The organism is Pseudoalteromonas sp. 0303, from assembly GCF_013349995.1.
GTDB lineage: Bacteria > Pseudomonadota > Gammaproteobacteria > Enterobacterales > Alteromonadaceae > Pseudoalteromonas.
This window is the reverse complement of record NZ_JABVXF010000003.1, coordinates 43162-62039: the sequence shown is the minus strand read 5'-3', so window position 1 is coordinate 62039 and position 18878 is coordinate 43162. Positions and strand designations below refer to the sequence as shown.

At 42.8% G+C, this 18878-nt stretch carries 18 protein-coding genes; 9 read left to right on the top strand and 9 right to left on the bottom strand.

What is annotated here, in order from left to right; genetic code table 11:
• Window positions 1-127 precede the first annotated feature (127 nt).
• Genes HUS62_RS03455 through pspF form a run of 6 tightly spaced genes read right to left on the bottom strand, consistent with a single transcriptional unit; the run spans window position 128 to window position 6494 of the window.
• Window positions 128-889: an ATP-binding cassette domain-containing protein gene (locus tag HUS62_RS03455; RefSeq protein ID WP_055022259.1), complete on the bottom strand. Its 762-nt coding sequence runs from the start codon at window positions 887-889 to the stop codon at window positions 128-130.
• Complete coding sequence (locus HUS62_RS03450) at window positions 889-1881, bottom strand: oligopeptide/dipeptide ABC transporter ATP-binding protein (RefSeq protein ID WP_054562069.1); 993 nt, start codon at window positions 1879-1881, stop codon at window positions 889-891. Before HUS62_RS03450 ends, HUS62_RS03455 begins: the two co-directional genes overlap by 1 nt.
• Before the next feature lie 2 nt (window positions 1882-1883).
• Window positions 1884-2777 carry an ABC transporter permease subunit gene (locus tag HUS62_RS03445; protein ID WP_054562068.1) on the bottom strand — a complete coding sequence of 298 codons (894 nt, stop codon included), beginning with the start codon at window positions 2775-2777 and terminating at the stop codon, window positions 1884-1886.
• Window positions 2764-3798: an ABC transporter permease subunit gene (locus HUS62_RS03440; RefSeq protein WP_058586296.1), complete on the bottom strand. Its 1035-nt coding sequence runs from the start codon at window positions 3796-3798 to the stop codon at window positions 2764-2766. The genes HUS62_RS03445 and HUS62_RS03440 overlap by 14 nt, the downstream gene beginning before the upstream one ends.
• Window positions 3798-5405: an ABC transporter substrate-binding protein gene (locus HUS62_RS03435; RefSeq protein WP_054562066.1), complete on the bottom strand. Its 1608-nt coding sequence runs from the start codon at window positions 5403-5405 to the stop codon at window positions 3798-3800. The genes HUS62_RS03440 and HUS62_RS03435 overlap by 1 nt, the downstream gene beginning before the upstream one ends.
• A gap of 21 nt (window positions 5406-5426) precedes the next feature.
• Entirely contained in the window at window positions 5427-6494 is a 1068-nt protein-coding gene (gene pspF / locus HUS62_RS03430) for a phage shock protein operon transcriptional activator (RefSeq protein WP_175078539.1), read from the bottom strand.
• Window positions 6495-6682: 188 nt separating this feature from the next.
• Here pspF and pspA point away from each other — a divergent pair, with 188 nt between their 5' ends.
• The 9 genes from pspA to HUS62_RS03385 all read left to right on the top strand — a co-directional run bounded on the left by pspA (window position 6683) and on the right by HUS62_RS03385 (window position 13924).
• Window positions 6683-7345 (top strand): phage shock protein PspA, encoded by a 663-nt coding sequence (gene pspA / locus HUS62_RS03425; protein ID WP_054553137.1) that lies wholly within the window; start codon window positions 6683-6685, stop codon window positions 7343-7345.
• Between the two features lie 57 nt (window positions 7346-7402).
• Entirely contained in the window at window positions 7403-7636 is a 234-nt protein-coding gene (pspB, locus tag HUS62_RS03420) for an envelope stress response membrane protein PspB (protein WP_036969793.1), read from the top strand.
• The gene (gene pspC, locus HUS62_RS03415) at window positions 7633-8034 is read left to right on the top strand and encodes an envelope stress response membrane protein PspC (RefSeq protein WP_175078538.1); all 402 of its coding nucleotides are present in this window, start codon (window positions 7633-7635) and stop codon (window positions 8032-8034) included. The genes pspB and pspC overlap by 4 nt, the downstream gene beginning before the upstream one ends.
• 62 nt (window positions 8035-8096) lie before the next feature.
• A complete protein-coding gene (locus HUS62_RS03410; RefSeq protein WP_175078537.1) occupies window positions 8097-9509 on the top strand; it encodes a YcjX family protein in 1413 nt (470 codons plus the stop codon).
• Window positions 9506-10540 carry a TIGR01620 family protein gene (locus HUS62_RS03405; RefSeq protein WP_175078536.1) on the top strand — a complete coding sequence of 345 codons (1035 nt, stop codon included), beginning with the start codon at window positions 9506-9508 and terminating at the stop codon, window positions 10538-10540. The genes HUS62_RS03410 and HUS62_RS03405 overlap by 4 nt, the downstream gene beginning before the upstream one ends.
• A gap of 134 nt (window positions 10541-10674) precedes the next feature.
• Window positions 10675-11856 carry a methionine gamma-lyase gene (gene megL / locus HUS62_RS03400; protein ID WP_063529998.1) on the top strand — a complete coding sequence of 394 codons (1182 nt, stop codon included), beginning with the start codon at window positions 10675-10677 and terminating at the stop codon, window positions 11854-11856.
• Window positions 11857-12082: 226 nt separating this feature from the next.
• Window positions 12083-12880 carry a phenylalanine 4-monooxygenase gene (gene phhA, locus HUS62_RS03395; protein ID WP_054553132.1) on the top strand — a complete coding sequence of 266 codons (798 nt, stop codon included), beginning with the start codon at window positions 12083-12085 and terminating at the stop codon, window positions 12878-12880.
• A 9-nt stretch (window positions 12881-12889) separates the two neighbouring features.
• On the top strand, window positions 12890-13234 hold the full coding sequence (locus tag HUS62_RS03390) for a 4a-hydroxytetrahydrobiopterin dehydratase (protein ID WP_036969771.1): 345 nt from the start codon (window positions 12890-12892) through the stop codon (window positions 13232-13234).
• Between the two features lie 120 nt (window positions 13235-13354).
• Window positions 13355-13924, top strand: coding sequence for a hypothetical protein (locus HUS62_RS03385; protein ID WP_175078535.1), 570 nt, complete (start codon window positions 13355-13357; stop codon window positions 13922-13924).
• A 197-nt stretch (window positions 13925-14121) separates the two neighbouring features.
• Here HUS62_RS03385 and HUS62_RS03380 read toward each other — a convergent pair whose 3' ends face one another.
• From HUS62_RS03380 to HUS62_RS03370, 3 genes are all read right to left on the bottom strand, one after another.
• Window positions 14122-14364 (bottom strand): type II toxin-antitoxin system prevent-host-death family antitoxin, encoded by a 243-nt coding sequence (locus HUS62_RS03380; RefSeq protein ID WP_175078534.1) that lies wholly within the window; start codon window positions 14362-14364, stop codon window positions 14122-14124.
• Window positions 14365-14595: 231 nt separating this feature from the next.
• Window positions 14596-15687, bottom strand: a complete 1092-nt coding sequence (locus HUS62_RS03375) for an efflux RND transporter periplasmic adaptor subunit (RefSeq protein WP_258536707.1) — start codon at window positions 15685-15687, stop codon at window positions 14596-14598.
• Window positions 15684-18794, bottom strand: coding sequence for an efflux RND transporter permease subunit (locus HUS62_RS03370; RefSeq protein WP_175078533.1), 3111 nt, complete (start codon window positions 18792-18794; stop codon window positions 15684-15686). The genes HUS62_RS03375 and HUS62_RS03370 overlap by 4 nt, the downstream gene beginning before the upstream one ends.
• Window positions 18795-18878: the final 84 nt, after the last annotated feature.

The following is an 18878-nucleotide window of genomic DNA, read 5'->3' as shown; positions in this document are numbered from 1 at the left end:
CGAGGGGAAAGAGTAAAGTTTCGAGGGGAAAGAGTAAAGTTAATTGAGTGATCAAATCTCCCGCGTGGGAGGCGTTTTAACGCCGAATCAAACTGACAGCTTACGGCTGATAGCTGACAGCTCACTATCAGCAATTCAACAACTTCTGCGTTACGCTTGATTGTGGGTTTTGGAAAATAGCTTCGGTTTGACCGTATTCAACAATCTCACCGTGATCAAGTACCACAAGTTGGTCGCTAATATGACGCACCAAACTTAGGTGATGAGTAATAAGCACATAGCTAAGGCCAGTATCTTTTTGTAGACGCAGTAATAAGTTTACCGTTTGTGCACGCACAGACGGGTCTAGAGACGATAACGCCTCATCGAGCACTACAACCTTAGGGTCTAAAATTAAAGCCCGTGCAAGCGCTATACGTTGTAATTGTCCACTACTAAACATATGCGGGTAATAGTGCTGGTGATCTAAAAGCAAACCCACTTTTGCGAGGGTTTGTTTAATTTTATCTTCACGCTCTTCTTTGTTTAAGTCAGTGTTGTACTGTAAGCAGTCGTTAAGCATGTCGCCAATGGTTAAACCTGGGTTCAACGACGCTTCAGAGTCTTGGAAGATCATACGAATATGGCGACAGTCGTTATCACGCAAGCCATCATTTTCGATGATATTACCATCGAGTAAAATTTGCCCTTTATCAGCGTTATCGGCTCCTGAGAGTAATTTAGCTAAGGTACTTTTGCCTGAGCCGGTTTCGCCGATAATTGCAATGGTTTCACCTTGCCCTAAGCAAAACGAAATATCTCTTAAAACAGAGAATCGTTTGCGTGAGAACAAGCCTGCACGCAGGTTAAAACTCTTTGATAACGCTTGAACTTTGAGCAGTGGTTGCATTATTTCATCGCCTTAATTAATGGGAAATGGCAGGCATAACTATGACTATGATGCTTGGTCAATTTCGGGGTAACAACACATTCTTTTTGTGCTTGTGGGCAACGTGGACCCAAGCGGCAACCTATTGGCAAATGCTGCAAGGTCGGAATGGTGCCTTTTAAAGCATAAAACGGCTCTTTGTGAGCCAGACCTTGCTCGTAGTCTGGTAAGCTTTTTAACAGTGCTTGAGTATACGGATGATATGGCTGACTAAAAATACGATTAGTTGGGCCAGCTTCAACCATTTGTCCGCAGTAAAGAACATGCATGCCATGAGACCACTCAACAATTTCTTCAAGTTCGTGAGAAATCATCAAAATCGACATGTTCTTTAGCTGGTTCAAGCTTTTTAACAGTCTAAACACCTGCGCACGCGTGGTGCTTTCAAGGGCGGTAGTTGGCTCATCGGCAATCAATAGTTTTGGGGTACGCGCAATGGCCATGGCAATCATTACTTTTTGACAAATCCCTTCAGAGAGCTCATGAGGGTAGCTGTCGAGTACCTTTTTATGATCTTTAATACCGACCTTGTGGATTAACGCTTTTACTCTGTCTTTACGCTGTTTATTTCGCTTTAAGAAAAAGCCACTGGTTGCTTGCGCAGGCAGGGTTTCGGCAATTTGGTCAAATATCTTGGCAGTTGGATCTAGGCAGCGACTCGGATCTTGGTAGATCATAGCAATGTCTTGACCTACTAGTTTACGGCGTTGCTCGTTAGATAAGCGCATTAAATCAACACCACGCCAATGCATGCGATCAGCGGTGATATGCCAGCGTTTATTTAAAACCCCAACAATGGCTTTTGCAATTAAGCTTTTACCTGAGCCAGACTCGCCAACTAAAGCATGCACTTCACCTTCTTTTAAGGTCATGCTGACTCTATCAACCGCACGAATAACGGTATCTGAGGTGCGTAACTCTATCGTGAGATTGCGAATATCGAGTAATTGCATAATTAGTCGGCCTTACGTTCTTTAAGCACTTGGCGTAAACCGTCACCTACTAAATTGGTAGACAGCACTGCTAAAAATAATAATACGCCCGGTAAGCCAACAGTCCAAGGGGCAAGGTAAATTAAACCCAGGTTTTCAGCCAAAATGGCACCCCATTCTGTGGTTGGGGGCTGTGCGCCCAATTTTAAAAAGCCAAGTGCCGAGATATCCAAAATAGCGGTAGAAAGCGCCATGGTAAAAATAACCACAATATGCTCGTAAATATTTGGGAAAATACCACGGGCGAGAATATGCCAGTTTGACGCACCATCCAGTTTAAACGCTGTAATGTAATCTTTGTTAAGCTCTTCAACAATTAAGTTACGTACCGAGTGAATAAATTGAGGCAGTAAGGCTAAAATAATCGCCCATACTGTATTCATTAAGCCCGGGCCAAGAATCGCAATAATAATGATGGCTAGTAACAGCGATGGAATAGATAACGTAATATCAAGCAAGTGATTCAAAAAGCTTGAGCGAATACCCCGACTGATCCCAGCAAAAGTACCTACTAATACCCCAATTACTGTGGTGATCAAAGCGGCGACAACCGACAAACCAAAGGTGTAGGTTGCACCATTCATTAAGCGCGATAACACATCTCGGCCTAAATCGTCGGTGCCTAATAAAAAGCGTACGTCACCTGCATCATGCCACGATGGCGGTAACAGCAGTGCATCGCTGTGTTGTTGGTTCACGCCATAAGGTGCAAGGAGTGGTGCAGACACAGCCAGTAACACTAACGCAATAAACAACCATAAACCCACAAGGGCAGGATGATTGGTTTTAAATTTCTTCCAAAATCGCGCTAACGGCGATTTATTCGACTCTTCAGAGAATAAATTAAACTTTGCCATGAGCTTGGTTCCGCGATAATGGGTCGAATAAGGTATAAGTGAGCTCAGCAATAATCGTAGCTAAAATAACGAACATAGAAACAGCGAGTAAGCCACCTTGAATCGCAGGGTAGTCGCGCTGATAAATACTATCGATAAGCCAACGACCAATGCCCGGCCATGAGAAAATAACTTCGGTGATCATCGCAAGGGTGATCAAGGTACTAAACTGTAAACCTATTTGTTTAATAACCGGTAGCAGCGCATTACGCAGAGCGTGGTGAAGGATCAGCTGTGCACGGTTTAAGCCTTTAGCGCGCGCTGTTTTAATATAACTTTGATCGAGTACTTTCAGCATTGAATCACGAGTAAAGCGAACCAGTACCGTGGTCGGATACATGGCAAGTACAATGGTCGGCAAGGTTAGATGGTGTATTGCATCTAAAAATGCCATGCCATCATACGGAAAGTCACCTAATATGATATCGATTAAAATAAAGCCGGTAATAGGTTCAATTTCGTAAAGTAGACCCATACGGCCCGACATCGGAAACCAACCGAGTTGTAGTGAAAACACCATGATCAACAATAGCGCTAACCAAAAAACAGGCATCGAGTAGCCAATAAGCGTGCCTGAGTTTATAAATTTGTCTGGCCATCGTTTGTAGTAAGCAGAAGCTAAAATACCACCCGGTACGCCCACTGCAACAGAGACAAATAATGCGTAAAGGCTAAGCTCTAGCGTTGCAGGAAATAAGTCTTGAATATGCTGAAATACGCTTTCTCCAGATGCAAATGAAATACCCCAATCACCCTGAATAATACGCTCTAAAAAGGCAAAGTATTGCACTACGTAGTTTTCGGTAAAATGGAACTTATCTTCAAGCGCACTGGTTTGTGAGAAGGTGCTATTGGTAATACCGCTTAAGTTAGTTAGCGCATCACCCGGGAACAAAAAGCTCAATGAAAAGGTAAAGATACTCAGTGTCAGCATCATAAACATCAATAGTGCTAAGCGGCGCAGAATATAATCTAAGATCATTATTCTTTCCTCGCATTAGCTAGTGAAATGCCACCAAAAGGGCTTAAGCTGATGCCTTTAACATCACTACTTGCTGCTTGAAAGCGCATACCATGGGCTATCGGTAAAATAGGCAGCTCTTGCACTATGATCCGCTGTGCTTGATTGTAGTATTGTTTACGCTTTTCAAGATCTGTTGTGTCTAAGGCTTGTGTAAGTAATAAATCAAACTCAGGGTGACACCAATTTGCTGGATTTTTACCACTGAAAGTCGCAGTACAACTTAATAATGGGCTCATAAAGTTATCAGGGTCTGGTGTATCTGCAGCCCAACCAAGTAACACGCTATCGTGTCTATGTTCACCAATTCGTTGTAAAAAGGTATTCCATTCGTACTCGACGATATTAACGTTCACACCAATCTTGCGTAAATCACTTTGCATCAGCTCAGCCATTTTACGGGCATTGGGGTTATAAATACGGCTTACTGGCATGGCCCAAATATTCATATCAAAGCCATTTTTGTAGCCAGCTTCTGCGAGTAAGGTTTTGGCAAGTGCAGGGTTAAATTCTGGCATGGCTTTTTGCGCTTCAAATGCCCAAGAAGCCGGAGGCAGTAATGACTGCGCTTTAATGCCGTTACCGTAATATACAGCTTGCATGATTTTATCGACATCAATGGCGCTGGCGAGTGCTTGGCGTACACGTACATCATCAAAAGGCGGGCGTTCAGTGTTAAAGGCCCAATAACCAATATTTAAGTTTTGCTCTTTTTGAACTTTAATATCTTCACGTTGCGATAAAATACTCAACTGTGCGCTGCTTGGGTGCGCAGTAACATCACACTCTTTAGTGAGCATTTTCGCAACGCGTGTGGTGCCGTTTGGCGTAATGTCATACACCAGTTGCTCAAGTACTACAGGGTGTTTCCAGTAGTCAGGGTTGCGGTAATAGCGAATTAAACGGTCGCGACGGTATTCTTTATATACATAAGGGCCAGTACCCACAGGGTATTGGTCAAATAAGTTTTCTTGGTTTCGCGCTTTAAGCTGCATGGCGTATTCTTCCGATAACACCACGGCAAAGTCAGTTGCAAGGTTTGCTAAAAAGCTGCTTTCAGCATTATAAAGCTCAAACCGTACTTGGTAATCAGAAACACGCACAATGCGACGAATAAGCTGATCAATACCCACACTTTGAAAATAAGGGTAACTGGCATCACCAACAAAGTGATAAGGGTTATAAACGTCGAATAAGCGGCTGAAAGTAAAAATTACATCATCAGCGTTAAAATCACGGCTTGGGGTAAAGTATTTTGTGGTATGAAATTTAACCCCTTTACGCAGGGTAAAGGTAATTGCTTTGCCGTCTGGGCTAATTTTCCAATCAGTTGCCAGCTCTGCTTTAAACTCGGCAGACACCGGATCAATACTTAACAGGCGATCATAAAGCTGATTGGCGATAATATCGATAGTCGAACCCGTCGTTGTCACTTGCGGATTAAACGACACAGGGTTTGCTTCAGCGCAATAGACTAAGCCCTGGTTCTTTTGTTCTGTGGTTTTTTCTTCGTTATCTAGGCAGCCTACTAAGCACACCAAAGACAAAGCAAGTAACGGTTTAAACACCTGATTAGCCTCTAACTATTGCTACTGATCTAATAAATTGTATTTTTTCAAATAGCCACGTAATTGATGATACGTTAATTCTAAGTGTTCTGCAGTTTTCTTTTGGTTAAATTGGCTATGTTCAAGCGCTTTTTTAATGACATCAATTTCAAAGTCGTTAGACAGCTGCTTTAAATTACAAGGAAATTGAATGTCGGGCTTATTGAATGTCACAACGTCTTGATTTTGTGTCGTGGCGATAGGCGCAGCTTCGACGTTTGCAACAGGGGCACTGCTAACAGCAGCTTTAACGCGTTGTTTAGGTCTAAATTTACTCGCAAATGGGTCTAAAATAATCTGGTGAACGGGAATATGTTCGTTACCATGACGATATAAACTACGTTCAACCACATTCTTTAATTCACGAATATTACCCGGCCACTCATAAGATTGTAGCGTTTCGATGGCGCTACGCGTAAAGCCACTAAATAGCTCCCACTCAAGATCGCGAGCCATGTTAATTGCAAATTGTTCTGCCAATAACATGATATCTTCTTGACGTTCACGCAGCGGGGGCAGGGTAATAACATCAAAAGCGAGGCGGTCGAGTAGGTCGCTTCTAAATTCGCCTTGCTCAGCTAGGTTTGGTAAGTCTTCATTGGTCGCACAGACTAAACGGGTATCGACTTTAACGGTTTGCTTACCACCAACGCGTTCAAATTCGCCGTATTCAATAACGCGTAGTAGTTTTTCTTGTACCATCGCCGAGGTATTGGCTAATTCATCAAGGAATAGCGTACCGCCATTAGCACGTTCAAAGCGGCCTTCGTGGCGTTTACTAGCACCGGTGAATGCGCCACTTTCATGACCAAATAATTCACTTTCGAGCAGGTTTTCGTTAAGTGCTGCACAGTTGAGCTTTATATAATTTTGGTCCCAACGCTTAGATAAGAAGTGCAAACGCGCAGCAATAAGTTCTTTACCCGTACCGCGCTCACCAATAATAAGGACTGGCTTTTCTAAACTGGCTAGTTGCGAAACTTGATCAAGCACACTTAAAAAACTGTCAGATTGGCCGAGTAAATTATCCTGTTGGCGAAATTGGCTCATATTCCCTAACTCTTAGTCATTTTTACTAAGATCTAGTGTATTTCATTATCTATGAGAACTAAAGAAATTTATAAATTTAGTTTAACTGTTTGAATATATTAAGTTATTCTAAGTTTATAAAAGTTGGCAAGCATATTGATACTAGATATACCAACTGATTAAGTTAAAACACCAAAGAGGTAAATGTTATGGGAATTTTTTCACGTTTTGCAGACATCGTTAATTCTAATATCAATGCCATCTTAGATAAAGCAGAAGACCCAGAAAAAATGGTTCGCCTGATCATCCAAGAGATGGAAGATACATTAGTAGAAGTTCGCTCTACATCAGCAAAAACACTTGCTGAGAAAAAAGAGCTAGTACGTCGCGTTGAAACTTTAAAAGTTCAAGTTGCAGACTGGCAAGAAAAAGCTGAATTAGCACTCAGTAAAGACCGTGATGATTTAGCACGTGCAGCACTGATTGAAAAGCAAAAGTCAGCAGATGCAGTCGCAGCGGTTGAAACTGAGCTTGAGCATGTAGAGTCTCACATCGAGAAATTACAGCAAGAAGTAAGCACCTTACAAGAGAAGCTAGCTGATGCAAAAGCGCGTCAAAAAGCAATCATCTTACGTCAACGCTCTGCTGAGTCACGTCTTGAAGTTAAAAAAGCACTCGACAGCTCTAAAGTTGAAGACGCTTTAAACCGCTTCGAACGTTACGAAACTAAGATCGATGGTCTAGAATCACAAATAGAGTCTTATGATCTTGGTAAAAAATCATTAGCTGACGAAATTGCTGGTCTTCAGCAAGACGAGAAGATTGATGATGAGCTAGCTGAGCTTAAGAAAAAACTAGCAGATAAAAAATAATAAATGGGGGCATGTCCCCCAATGCTTAAACACATAACGGATTGACAGGAGAGTACCATGTTCGACGCAGAAGTTTTGATGGCACCGATTATTGTTTTTATGGTGGTTGTTGCCCCACTTTGGCTGATTTTACATTACCGTAGTAAAAAACAAGTGAGCCAAGGTTTAAGTGAACACGAGCACCGCCAATTATTAGAGCTTGCACAAAAAGCAGATAAAATGGCAGAGCGTGTTGAAACATTAGAAGCCTTACTTGACCAAGAGGCTCCGCAGTGGAGACGTAAAGTATGAGTACCAAACGCGAATTATTTAGAGACGCAGAGCGTGGCAAAATAGCAGGTGTGTGCGCAGGTATCAGCGATTACTTTAACATGGAGCTTTGGCTAGTACGTATTTTAGTCGTGACAGCTGTGCTATTATCAGGTGGTCCATTTATTGTTGTTGCTTACATTGCTGCTTGGTTTATTTTAGATAAAAAACCAGCAGAAAAAACAGAGAAAAGCGCAGACAGCATTCACCAAGACCCGCTTGAAGTAAAATTTAAAGTATGGCAAAAAGGGGAACCACCTCGCCGTGCATTGCAAGACTTAAAAGATCGTCTTGCTCGAGTTGATGGTCGTTTACAAGAGATGGAACGCTATGTCACATCAACAGAATTTACGGTTAGCCGTGAAATCAACAAACTTTAAAGGATATATACGCACCTTGTTTGCATCGTGATACCCAGCGCAAATAAGGTGCTAGACACTTTATGAGCCAATCATTCGCAAAGAACACCTTTAATTCGTTAAAAAATAAAGCGGAAAAAGCCCTTCATCGTAGTTTAGACCAACACGTGAAGTTAGCCGTCACAGGCTTAAGTGGCAGCGGTAAAACCGCTTTTATTACCGCCTTGGTTAAACATTTAACCAGCCAAGCTGACGATAAAAACTTACCTTTTTTTGATGTGATGCGTGAAAAACGTCATATCGCTACAAAAATAGTGCCGCAGCAAGCACTGACAATACCGACATTTGAATACACAAATGCATTAGCAGCGTTATTACCTGTTGAAGGTGAGCCAGCATGGCCTGCATCCACTGAGCGTATAAATACGCTACGTTTAGCAATTAAGTACCAAAGTAACTCGGGGCTACGCGGTCACTTTGCACCGCAATCAACGCTCTATTTAGACATTATAGATTACCCAGGTGAATGGCTACTTGATTTGCCAATGCTAGAGCAATCATTTGCTGATTGGAGTGAGTCACAATACTCACTCTTGCAGCAAACAGCACGCAACGAAAAAGCGAAGCCATTTTTAACCGCCCTTGCTGAACTTGATTTATCCGCAAATGTTGATGAGAGCAAACTTGCTGATGTTGCTGCGCTTTATCAACAGTTATTAGTCGGTCTTAAAAAAGACACCAAACTTGCCATGCTGCAACCTGGTCGCATGCTGATGCCAGGCGAGCTAAAAGGAGCGCCGCTACTGCAGTTTTTTCCGGTTGCCAATGTGCCTGACGACATAACCGAAGGGTCGAATCTCGCGCATCTTAAAAAGCGCTATAAAGCCTATGTAAAAGAGGTTGTAAAACCTTTTTACGAGCAGCATTTTCGTCATTTTGACCGACAAATTGTGCTGGTGGATGTGCTCAGTGCCTTGAATGAAGGTAGCGAAACGCTGCATGAGCAAAGCCGTGTTATTAACCAATTGCTGGCGCACTTTAATTATGGTGAAGCAAGCTTCTTTAAACGTTTGTTTAAACCAAACATCGACAAGCTACTGTTTGCGGCCAATAAGTCAGATCATATTAGTGCGCAATATCATAAAGATTTAGCGCTATTGCTTGATTCAATCGTGCATGACCAAACGAATCATTTAAAGTTCGAAGGCGTGCAAATCGAAACTATGGCAATGTCATCTATCTGCGCAACAGAGCCACGCCAAGTGGCTGAAAAAGGCCAGCAGTTAGCTTGTATTTATGGCAAGCCTTTAGGCGAGCAAGAATGGCTAACATATTTACCGCCACAGCCACCTTCACGCCTTCTCAACAAACAAGAGTGGCCAAAACAGGGCTTTGAGTTCTTATCGTTTTCGCCACTGCCATGTCCTGATAAACGGTTAAAGCATATTCGTTTAGATCATGTCATGCAGTACCTGATAGGAGATAAACTAACATGAGTGAGCAACCAAAGGAGATGAACTTTCAGGCAGGTCGCCGTATTTCAAGCTCTGCAAGTAACGAAGCTCCTACAGAAGAGTTAACTGTTGCTAAAGTGATAGAAAACGCCGAATTTATCGACACTGAAGAAGATCAGCAAGATAGCATTGAGCTTGAGCCCGTGTATAAAAAGTCGAAATGGCAAACCCTAAAAGGGGTGTTTGTTGTTAGCTTTTTAGTTTTAGTGCTACTTGAGTTTGCGATGTCATTGTTTGTGACGTTCCAGCAATCAATTATTTTAGGTTCGGTGTATTTAACGGCTGTTCTCAGTGGTGTGCTACTGATTGCCCGTGTCATTTGGCGCGAGTACCGTATGCTAAGAAGTTTGAAGCGTAATCAATTGCATCGTACCGAGGCCGACCGCTTACTTAATAGCGAGCAAGTAGGTGAAGCATTACCATGGCTAGAAAAGCTTAATAAACATCAAACGCTTACTGGGTTTGAAGAGTTTAAACAGCAAATAGCAAGTCACCATACTGATAAAGAAATCATGACCTTATACGCAGATAGCTTATTGGTAAGCCAAGATCAGCAAGCGAAAAAACTGATTAACCGTTTTGCCACTGAGTCTGGCTTATTGGTTGCGCTAAGCCCGTTGGCTTTAGTCGATATGATGGCGGTGCTATGGCGTGGCACTAAGCTCATTGAGCAAATTGGCCGTATTTACGGTATTGGTTTTGGTTATGCAAGCCGTATTAAATTGTACCGCTTATTAGTGAAACAAGTATTGTTTGTTGGTAGTGCAGAGTTAGTTTCAGATTTAGCAGCAACGGCACTAAGCGCTGAATTACTGGGGAAATTGTCGGGCCGAGCAGCGCAAGGGCTAAGTGCAGGTATTTTTACCGCGCGTATAGGGTATAAAGCGATGGAGCTTAGTCGCCCGTTACCTCGCTTAGAGCATAAGCGCAGCTTGCTGAAAGAAACCGCCAATAGTATTGCCCGTAAAATTGCCTCACGTACCAGCGACAAAGAGACCGAAAATACAAAATGACAACTTTTGTGTACAGTTAATAAAAACAGCTGAGTGATATTTAGCCATCTGAGCATCCGGCATGCTTGTGCATTGTGGGTATCTACGTTTTATTTATGAGTATGAAGTACTGATAATAAAAACGAGAACACACAATGACTAAGCATCACTTACATACACAATGTATTCATGGTCCAGAAAAACCAAATGACCCACATGGCGCACTGAGTGCGCCACTTTACCAAACCTCTACCTTCTCTTTTGCTAATGCAGCCCAAGGTGCAGCCCGATTTGCTGGTGAAGAGCAGGGCTTTATTTATACCCGCTTGGGTAATCCGACAACCCAAGAGCTAGAACAAAAAGTGGCTCAGTTAGAAAACTGTGAAGCAGCGGCTGCCACAGCGACCGGTATGGGGGCTGTGTCTGCGTCTGTGCTTAGCTTTTTACAACAAGGTGACCACCTAGTCGCATCAAGCGCGTTATACGGTTGTACTTTTGCATTTTTTGCTCACATGTTGCCGCGCTTTGGTATCGAAGTTACTTTTGTTGATATGACCAACGAGGCTGAACTTCGCGGCGCGGTTAAAGCCAATTCAAAAATGATTTTTGCTGAAACACCAATTAATCCGACCATGGCGGTGCTTGATCTAAGTTTAATCGCCGATGTTGCCAAGCAGCATCAACTGATAAGCGTTATCGACAATACCTTCTTAACGCCTCTGCTCCAGCAACCTACCTCGTTTGGCATTGATATTGTGGTACATAGCGCAACTAAATACCTAAATGGCCATGGTGATGTGGTGGCAGGACTTGTGTGCGGCACAGAGGAGCATATCAACCTGATAAAAATGACGGTGCTAAAAGATATTGGTGCAACGATTAGCCCTCATGATGCATGGTTAATTAATCGTGGTTTAAAAACCCTTGCTGTACGCATGGAGCGCCACTGTGCGAGTGCCCAAGTAGTTGCTGAATATTTAGAGCAACACCCGTTAGTAAGCCAAGTTTATTACCCTGGGCTTAAATCACACCCGGGTCATCAATTTATTGGCTCACAGATGAAAGCCGCTGGTGGTGTTATTGCCTTTGAAATAAAAGGCAGCCTTGAAGATGGCGAAACATTTATAAATAACACCCAGCTTTGCACGCTTGCTGTGAGTTTAGGGGATGCTGAAACCCTCATTCAACATCCTGCATCGATGACACATTCGCCTTATACACCTGAAGAAAGAGCAGCTGCTGGGATCAGTGATGGCTTAATTCGATTATCAGTTGGTCTTGAGGATGTTAACGACATTATTAACGATCTTAAAACTGCATTTACATTTATTGGGTAGGTTGTAATTTTAAGTTTACGGTTGTATTTGCTTTTATCCCTTTAAAAATGTGGTGTGTAAACTTTTGGATCTTTCGTTGTAATTTTAACTTTACGTTAAGGCTGTTTCTGCAAACCTTAGAAACAGCCTTAACTATTAAAATTTCGCTTACTTTTACATAGTATCGGCTTAACAAGTTAATGAGATTCTGATCAATGCTGATCAAGATTTAACGAAGAAGGTTATTATGGCTAAAGCAAGTAATTACACCTCCAAGCAACCTGATGAAAATGGGGTTATCCATTGGAGCGAAGAAGAAAATAAAATATGGTCTGAGCTAGTTGCTCGCCAACTCGCTTGCATAGAAGGTAAAGCCTGTGATGAATATTTAGCAGGTCTTAAGAAAATTAATTTACCAACAGATCGTATTCCACAACTTAGTGAACTCAACGAAGTGTTACTCGAAACAACGGGCTGGCAAGTTGCGCCTGTTCCGGCACTGATCGATTTTGATGAGTTCTTTCGATTACTAGCAAACAAGCAGTTCCCAGTAGCGACTTTTATTCGCAGCCGTGAAGAGTTTGACTACTTACAAGAGCCAGATATCTTCCACGAGATTTTTGGTCATTGTGCGATGCTTACCAACCCAGCATTTGCTGAGTTTACACACAAATATGGTCAGTTAGGTTATGCCGCTGAAAAGAAAGATCGTGTTTATTTAGCACGCCTTTACTGGTTTACCGTTGAGTTTGGTTTAATGCAAACCGAACAAGGTCTGCGTATTTATGGTGGTGGTATTTTATCAAGCCCAGGCGAAACACAGTATGTGTATTCAGATAAGCCAGAAATCAATGCGATGAATGTGCTTGATGTATTACGTACACCTTATCGTATTGATATTATGCAGCCTGTGTACTACACCATTAACTCAATCAATGACTTATTTGATATTTCACAAATGGATATCATGTCGCTGGTGAGTAAAGCAAAAGAATTAGGGCTACATGAGCCAAAGTTTCCTCCTAAAGAAAAATTAGCAAGTTAAGGATTTATAATGTCTTCATTAAGCACACAAAAGTGTGAAGCGTGTCGTGCGGATGCGCCTAAAGTATCTGATGCTGAATTAGCAGAATTGATCAAAATGATCCCAGATTGGGTGCCTGAAGTGCGCGACGGCATTATGCAATTAGAGCGTGTTTACAAGTTTAAAAACTTCAAACAAGCACTTGAGTTCACTAATAAAGTGGGCGATATGGCTGAAGAAGAAGGTCACCACCCAGGTCTGTTAACCGAGTGGGGCAAAGTAACCGTTACTTGGTGGAGCCACTCTATCAAAGGGTTACATAAAAATGATTTTATCTGTGCTGCTAAAACAGACGATGTATTCGCTGCACTGTAAACTTTAAGTTCTGCCCAGAACGATAAAAGGCGTAACCTCAGGTTGCGCCTTTTTGCTTTTTTAGAGTCCAAGAATTAACATTAGGCTCTTATCTTTGCGAGAACACTAGAAAAGTAAATAATGAAAAACAAAGCGCTTATTCTGCCATTCCTACTCATTTTACTGCCCTTAATTGATAGCTTGTTTATCCCGCAAACATTTGGCATTCAATGGCACAGCCCTAAGCTGATGTATCAAATAGGCGTAGCACTGATGATTGTAAAGCTCACTATGGTTGCCATTGGGCTTTGGTTATTATTAAAAGCAAAGCGCCTTTATATGGAAGCTAGTAAATCGACCCGTATTCTTAAATTTTCAGTCTTTTTACTCGGCGGCTTACAGGTGGTGATAATGACAGCAATATGCTTTTGGTATTTAGTAGCGGGCACGCAAGCGAAACATTTTATGCTGCAAGACAACATTGCTGTATTTACCGCTGATTATGGCGTATTTGCACCGGTACATCATGAGTTCTCATTTATATGCTTTGATGCCAAGGGTTTTTACCACATGCAACCAATTGCCCAGCTACCTTGGCTCGGAACCTTTACCTTTACTAGCCAAGATTCACGTTTGATCATTCAACATAAAAACCAAAGTGGCGCGAATACTCAAGAAATTTCATTAAAAGGGTATGGCTGTTTGCAGTGAGAGGTGTTGGCTTTGTGAAAGGAGGCTGCAATTATAAGTGGTTTTCAGGAAGCTGAGATTGGCTTAGTACGGCAACAATCATTATAAAACCATCTTCTTTAATAAAATAAGCGGTATGTTTACCAACAGAAAAGTAAAAACCATTTGGATAAATGTCATTACAGCTACGCCTAATTTCTGGATTTTTTGAAAGTGTTTTATAAAGTATCCAAGAAGTCTTTACCATCAACTACATTACTTTGAGCTAAGTCTCTTGTTGCGTTTTCAAAGCAATGCTTAATATAGTCGACTTTCTTATTTTTTAATTCTTCATAATCCTTTATAGACATAAACTCTACGGCGTCCTCGTTGTTTTTACTAATTTTAATAGGTTCACGCTGGGCGTTTAAAAGTCGCTCAGCAAAATTACGTTTTGCATCATTTGCTGTTAGTGTATTCATGGCTGACCTCTAAAATAAAGTGATAGGGGAATTATAGTAAAAAGCATGAAATGGTCGAAATAATTAAATCGCGCGATTAGAGTAAGTTCTGGAATAAAGGGGGCGGGTCTTGCTTTTTGCTTCCTAGAAAGTCAAAAAACAAGCGCAACTCTTAATAATCATTACTACCCTTTATTAGAACTGCCAGCTCTTAAAATATTAAATAGCTGGCAGTCATCTCAAGCCTAATAGTTATTGCTTTACCTGAACTTCGACTTCTTGTCCGGTTTGTAGTTGCTCGGCGCCGCGTACTGCGACTTTATCGCCCGCATTTAAAGCGATGTTAGAAGTCGGGGTGACTTCAACCAGTTTATCTTTGCCATTACCTACTTTTACGGGAATTTGCAGGGCTTTGTTGTCGTTGTCGATTTTGACGATATGGGTGCCTTTTTTGCGTAAGATCAGCGCATCGCGATTCACCAGTAGTACATCACCTTTGCTCTTTAGTGGCACGGCTACATCAACCAGTTGGCCAATTGCCCATGTTTGCTCGGCATCATTTGGTAGTAGGGCACGTACTTCTACGGTTTGTGAACGCGGATCGGTTGATGGGATCACCGCTGTTACGGTGGCTGTTGTCATATCTGGGGCTGATAAGTCGCCGGCTTTAATTGGTAACTCTATGCCTTTGTGTAAAAACTTTAAGTATTTAACAGGTACATACAAACGCACTTCTAAGTTATTAATATCGAGCAGAGTGACCAGTTCATCTGCGCGATTTATTTCGCGACCAGCGCGTTTAAAACGCTCGCTGATCACGCCGTCAAATGGGGCGCGAACGGTTGCACGCGAAAGCTGATCGTCTATTACTTTTAATTCAACCTTAGCCAGTGCGATATCAGACAACGCAAGGTCATGCTTATTTTGCATATCATCGACTTGGCTTGCTGCAGCACTGCTGGCTTTGGCGAGTTTTTGTAAGCGAGCGAGCTCTTGTTGATATAAGCGTAGGTTTATTTTGGCGCGATTGAGCATTTCTTGCTGGCGTGCTTTTTCAAGTTCAAGCGGTAAGGTGTCCATACGAACTAGGGTGTCGCCACTTTTAACCAGAGTACCTGGCTCAACAACATATAATAAACGCCCGCTAACGCCTGCTGTTAGGGTTACATCATCTTTGCCAAACAAAGTGCCGCTTACTTCAATTTCGCTTGTCAGTGGAGCTTGTGTGACGGTTTCTACCGTAACAGGTACGACGGCAAAGGCGTTAAATACAATAAGACTGAATAGCGCACAACAGCGAGCGGTTAATTTACGAAAAGGTGTGTTCATTGTTTTAATACTCATTGATTCGATACCAAGCTTAAAGGCGTTTTTTCTGGTTGCTGTTTGTTATTAACAGGCGGCAGTTGTCTGCCAAGTTGCAATAAACTTGGCATTAATATCAGGGTGAATAGGGCGCTAATGGCCATGCCGCCGACGATCACAGTGGCAAGACCACGGTAAATTTCTGATCCTACCCCCGGCATAAGCATTAGTGGCAGCATGCCAAATAAGCTGGTTAAGGTACTTAAGTAAACGGGTCTTGCACGCAGCAGCACAGCTTGGCGAACGGCGTCTTCTCGACTGAGTCCTGCGGCCATTGCGACACGGGTTTGGTCAACCAATAAAATGGCATTATTTACCACCAGGCCCAGCAAGATAATAAAGCCAATCATGGTCAGTAAGTCGAGCGATTGGAAGGTAAATAAGTTAAGTACGAATAGGGCCAGTACACCGCCTGCAATTGCCAATGGCATGACCAGTAAAACTAACGCGCTGTCTTTGGCTGACTTAAACAATGCGGTCATTAGCAAGAATAAAATAAACAGAGCCAAGATAAAGTTGATTGTCATTTCTTGCATGGCCGAATTCATCTTTTGTGCGTTACCCGCCAAAATCGCGCCAGAGCTGTCAGGCAAGCTTGCACGAACTTTTGGCATAACTTGCTCAGAGAGAATAGTTTGCGCTTGTTGCAAGCTCATGTCTGCTGGTGGCGTGACAACAATACTCACGGTACGGCGGCCATTAACACGTCTAAGCTGGGTTGGCCCCACGGTGCGCTCAATATTGGCAAGTTCGCCTAAGGTTTGAATACCTGATTGTGGGGTCACAATGGGAAGGGCTTTAAGCTCCTCTGGAGTTTGCCACGGTATGCCACGCAAAATCACGTTCATGCGTTCGTTGCCATCAAAGTATTCATTAACAAATAACCCACCTGTGTAGGCTTGCACTGCCTGAGATACATCACGACGAGTTAGCCCAGCTTGGGTTATACGACGGTCATTGGGTGTGAGCCTAAGCTCTGGCTCAGCCATATCGAGTCGTGGTTGTGGCCTTGCGGTGGCATTCGGCATTGCGTCGGTGACAGCTTGCAGCGCCACATTAGCACCGGCGATTAGCTCGTCCATATTCGGGCCCGTTAAATCGATATTGATATTACGACCATCACCGCCATTAGCAACTTGGATCATCGACCCTCTAAAGAAGAATACTTGGGTGTCGGGTAAATCAATGAAGATTTCTTCTCGGGCTACCTTCATTAATTCTTCAACACGTTGCGGATCGGCAGAATAAATAAAGCCGCCAGCATTCGAACCAAAAGCATAAAAGTTAAAATCTTTTATCCCCGGCTCTTTTTCACCTGTGTAATAAGGCATTAAGCGCTTTTTGATACGCATCAGTAGCTCTTCTTCCATAAACTGCACATTGCCGCCAGGCGGGGTATTTAAGTTAAAGAAAAAGCCATCGGTTGGTGCGCGCGGCATAAAATCAGTTTTCGGGAGCATGGTCATGGTCGCGACGAGTGAGCCACCCAATAACGACACTATCCACACTATTTGTTTAACGCGGGTATTGGTAAGCGCCATGATGAAGTTAGTTAGCTTATGCCAATATTCACGATAAGGATCCGCTTTGAGTTCTTTGTCTGGCCAAAAATGGTTAGCCAACGGAATAAGTGTAATTGCGCAAATCATAGAGGCAATTACAGCAATAGATAAGGTGAGCGCCAAGTCAGAGAATAACTGCCCCTCAATACCTGCCATAAATAAAATTGGCAAGAAGATAGCAACGCTGGTGGTGGTTGAGGCAAATAAAGCGCCTGTTACTTGAGCTGCGCCTTTTAGCGCGGCTTTTTTACTATCAAAGCCTTCGCTTCTGAGCCTTGCGATATTCTCTTGCACTATGATGGCGGCATCAAGTACTAAGCCAACAGCAAAGGCAAGACCTGCCAGTGAAATAACATTTAAGCTGCGGTCAAAAATATTTAACGTTAAAAACGCGACTAACAAAGAGACAGGAATTGTCGCTGCAATCACAAACGTGGCCTTTAAGCCTCTAAAGAACAGCCATAAGATTAAACACGACAGCAGAACACCCAAGCCTAAGTTACTTTTAACCAACGACAAAGCATTACGAATATGCACTGAGGCATCAAAACTTAATTCAATCGATAAGCCATTCTCAGCCAGCGGCCCTTCGTTTAGTTCTTTAATAGCTAGGTTAATGTCGTCGAGTAGGGCAACGGTATTGGCTTCGTTAGCGCGCGAAATACGAATGTAATACGCGGGTTTACCATTTCGACCACTCATCCCTAAACGGTCAGAGAAAGTGCGCTCTACACTTGCAATATCGCCAAGGTAAATAGGTCTATCACCTGAATAGCCAACGCGCATTTGTGCCATGCTCGATAAATCATATTGCCCAGTAAAGCGCACGGTATATTGACGACGGCCAACATTGGCAAGGCCACCAGAGGTATCGCGTGAGCTGGCTAATACGTTACTAATTTGGTCAAGGCTGACGCCAAGTGCGGCGGCTTTGTGAGGGTCAAAGGTAATACGTAATTCTTTTGGTCGTTCACTGGCTAAGTCAACGCGGGCAACACCAGGAATACGTGCCAAACGGGGCTCAACAAATTCATCGATTTGTTTTTGGAACTGCGCCATGTCTAAATCAAGGCTGTCGCTATTAAAATCTTTTGGGGTGACCAGTAACGTTGCAGCGGCTTCACCATTATTACCGCCAGCAAAAACCACAGGATCAAATGCATCTAACGGCAGGGGCGGCGCTTGGTTAAGGCTTGTTAACACATCAAGCATGGCCTGTTGCATGTTTTGTCCAACAGCAAAAGTCAACGTGATAGAGCCATTGCCACGGTTAATGTAAGTATTAACCTCTAAGGCACCCGGGGTGTTTTTTACTGCGTTCTCAAGCGGCTCAATGATCACCGATTCAATCTCTTCAGGTGCAGCTTGGCGCCAGCCAGAGAAAATAGTGATCTGCGGTTGCTCAATATCTGGTGTGAGCTGAATTGGCAGCTTAAAAATACTCAACATGCCAAACAACATAATCAACACCAAGATGACAATAACACTCGCAGGGTTTTTCAGCGAACTACGTGTCAGGTTCATTGTGTGTGTTCCAAAATCAGTTTGTCTGCATTGTAGTGCGATGTAAAAAAAGTGCCAGTGAGGTAAATGAAATGTGTTTCAGAA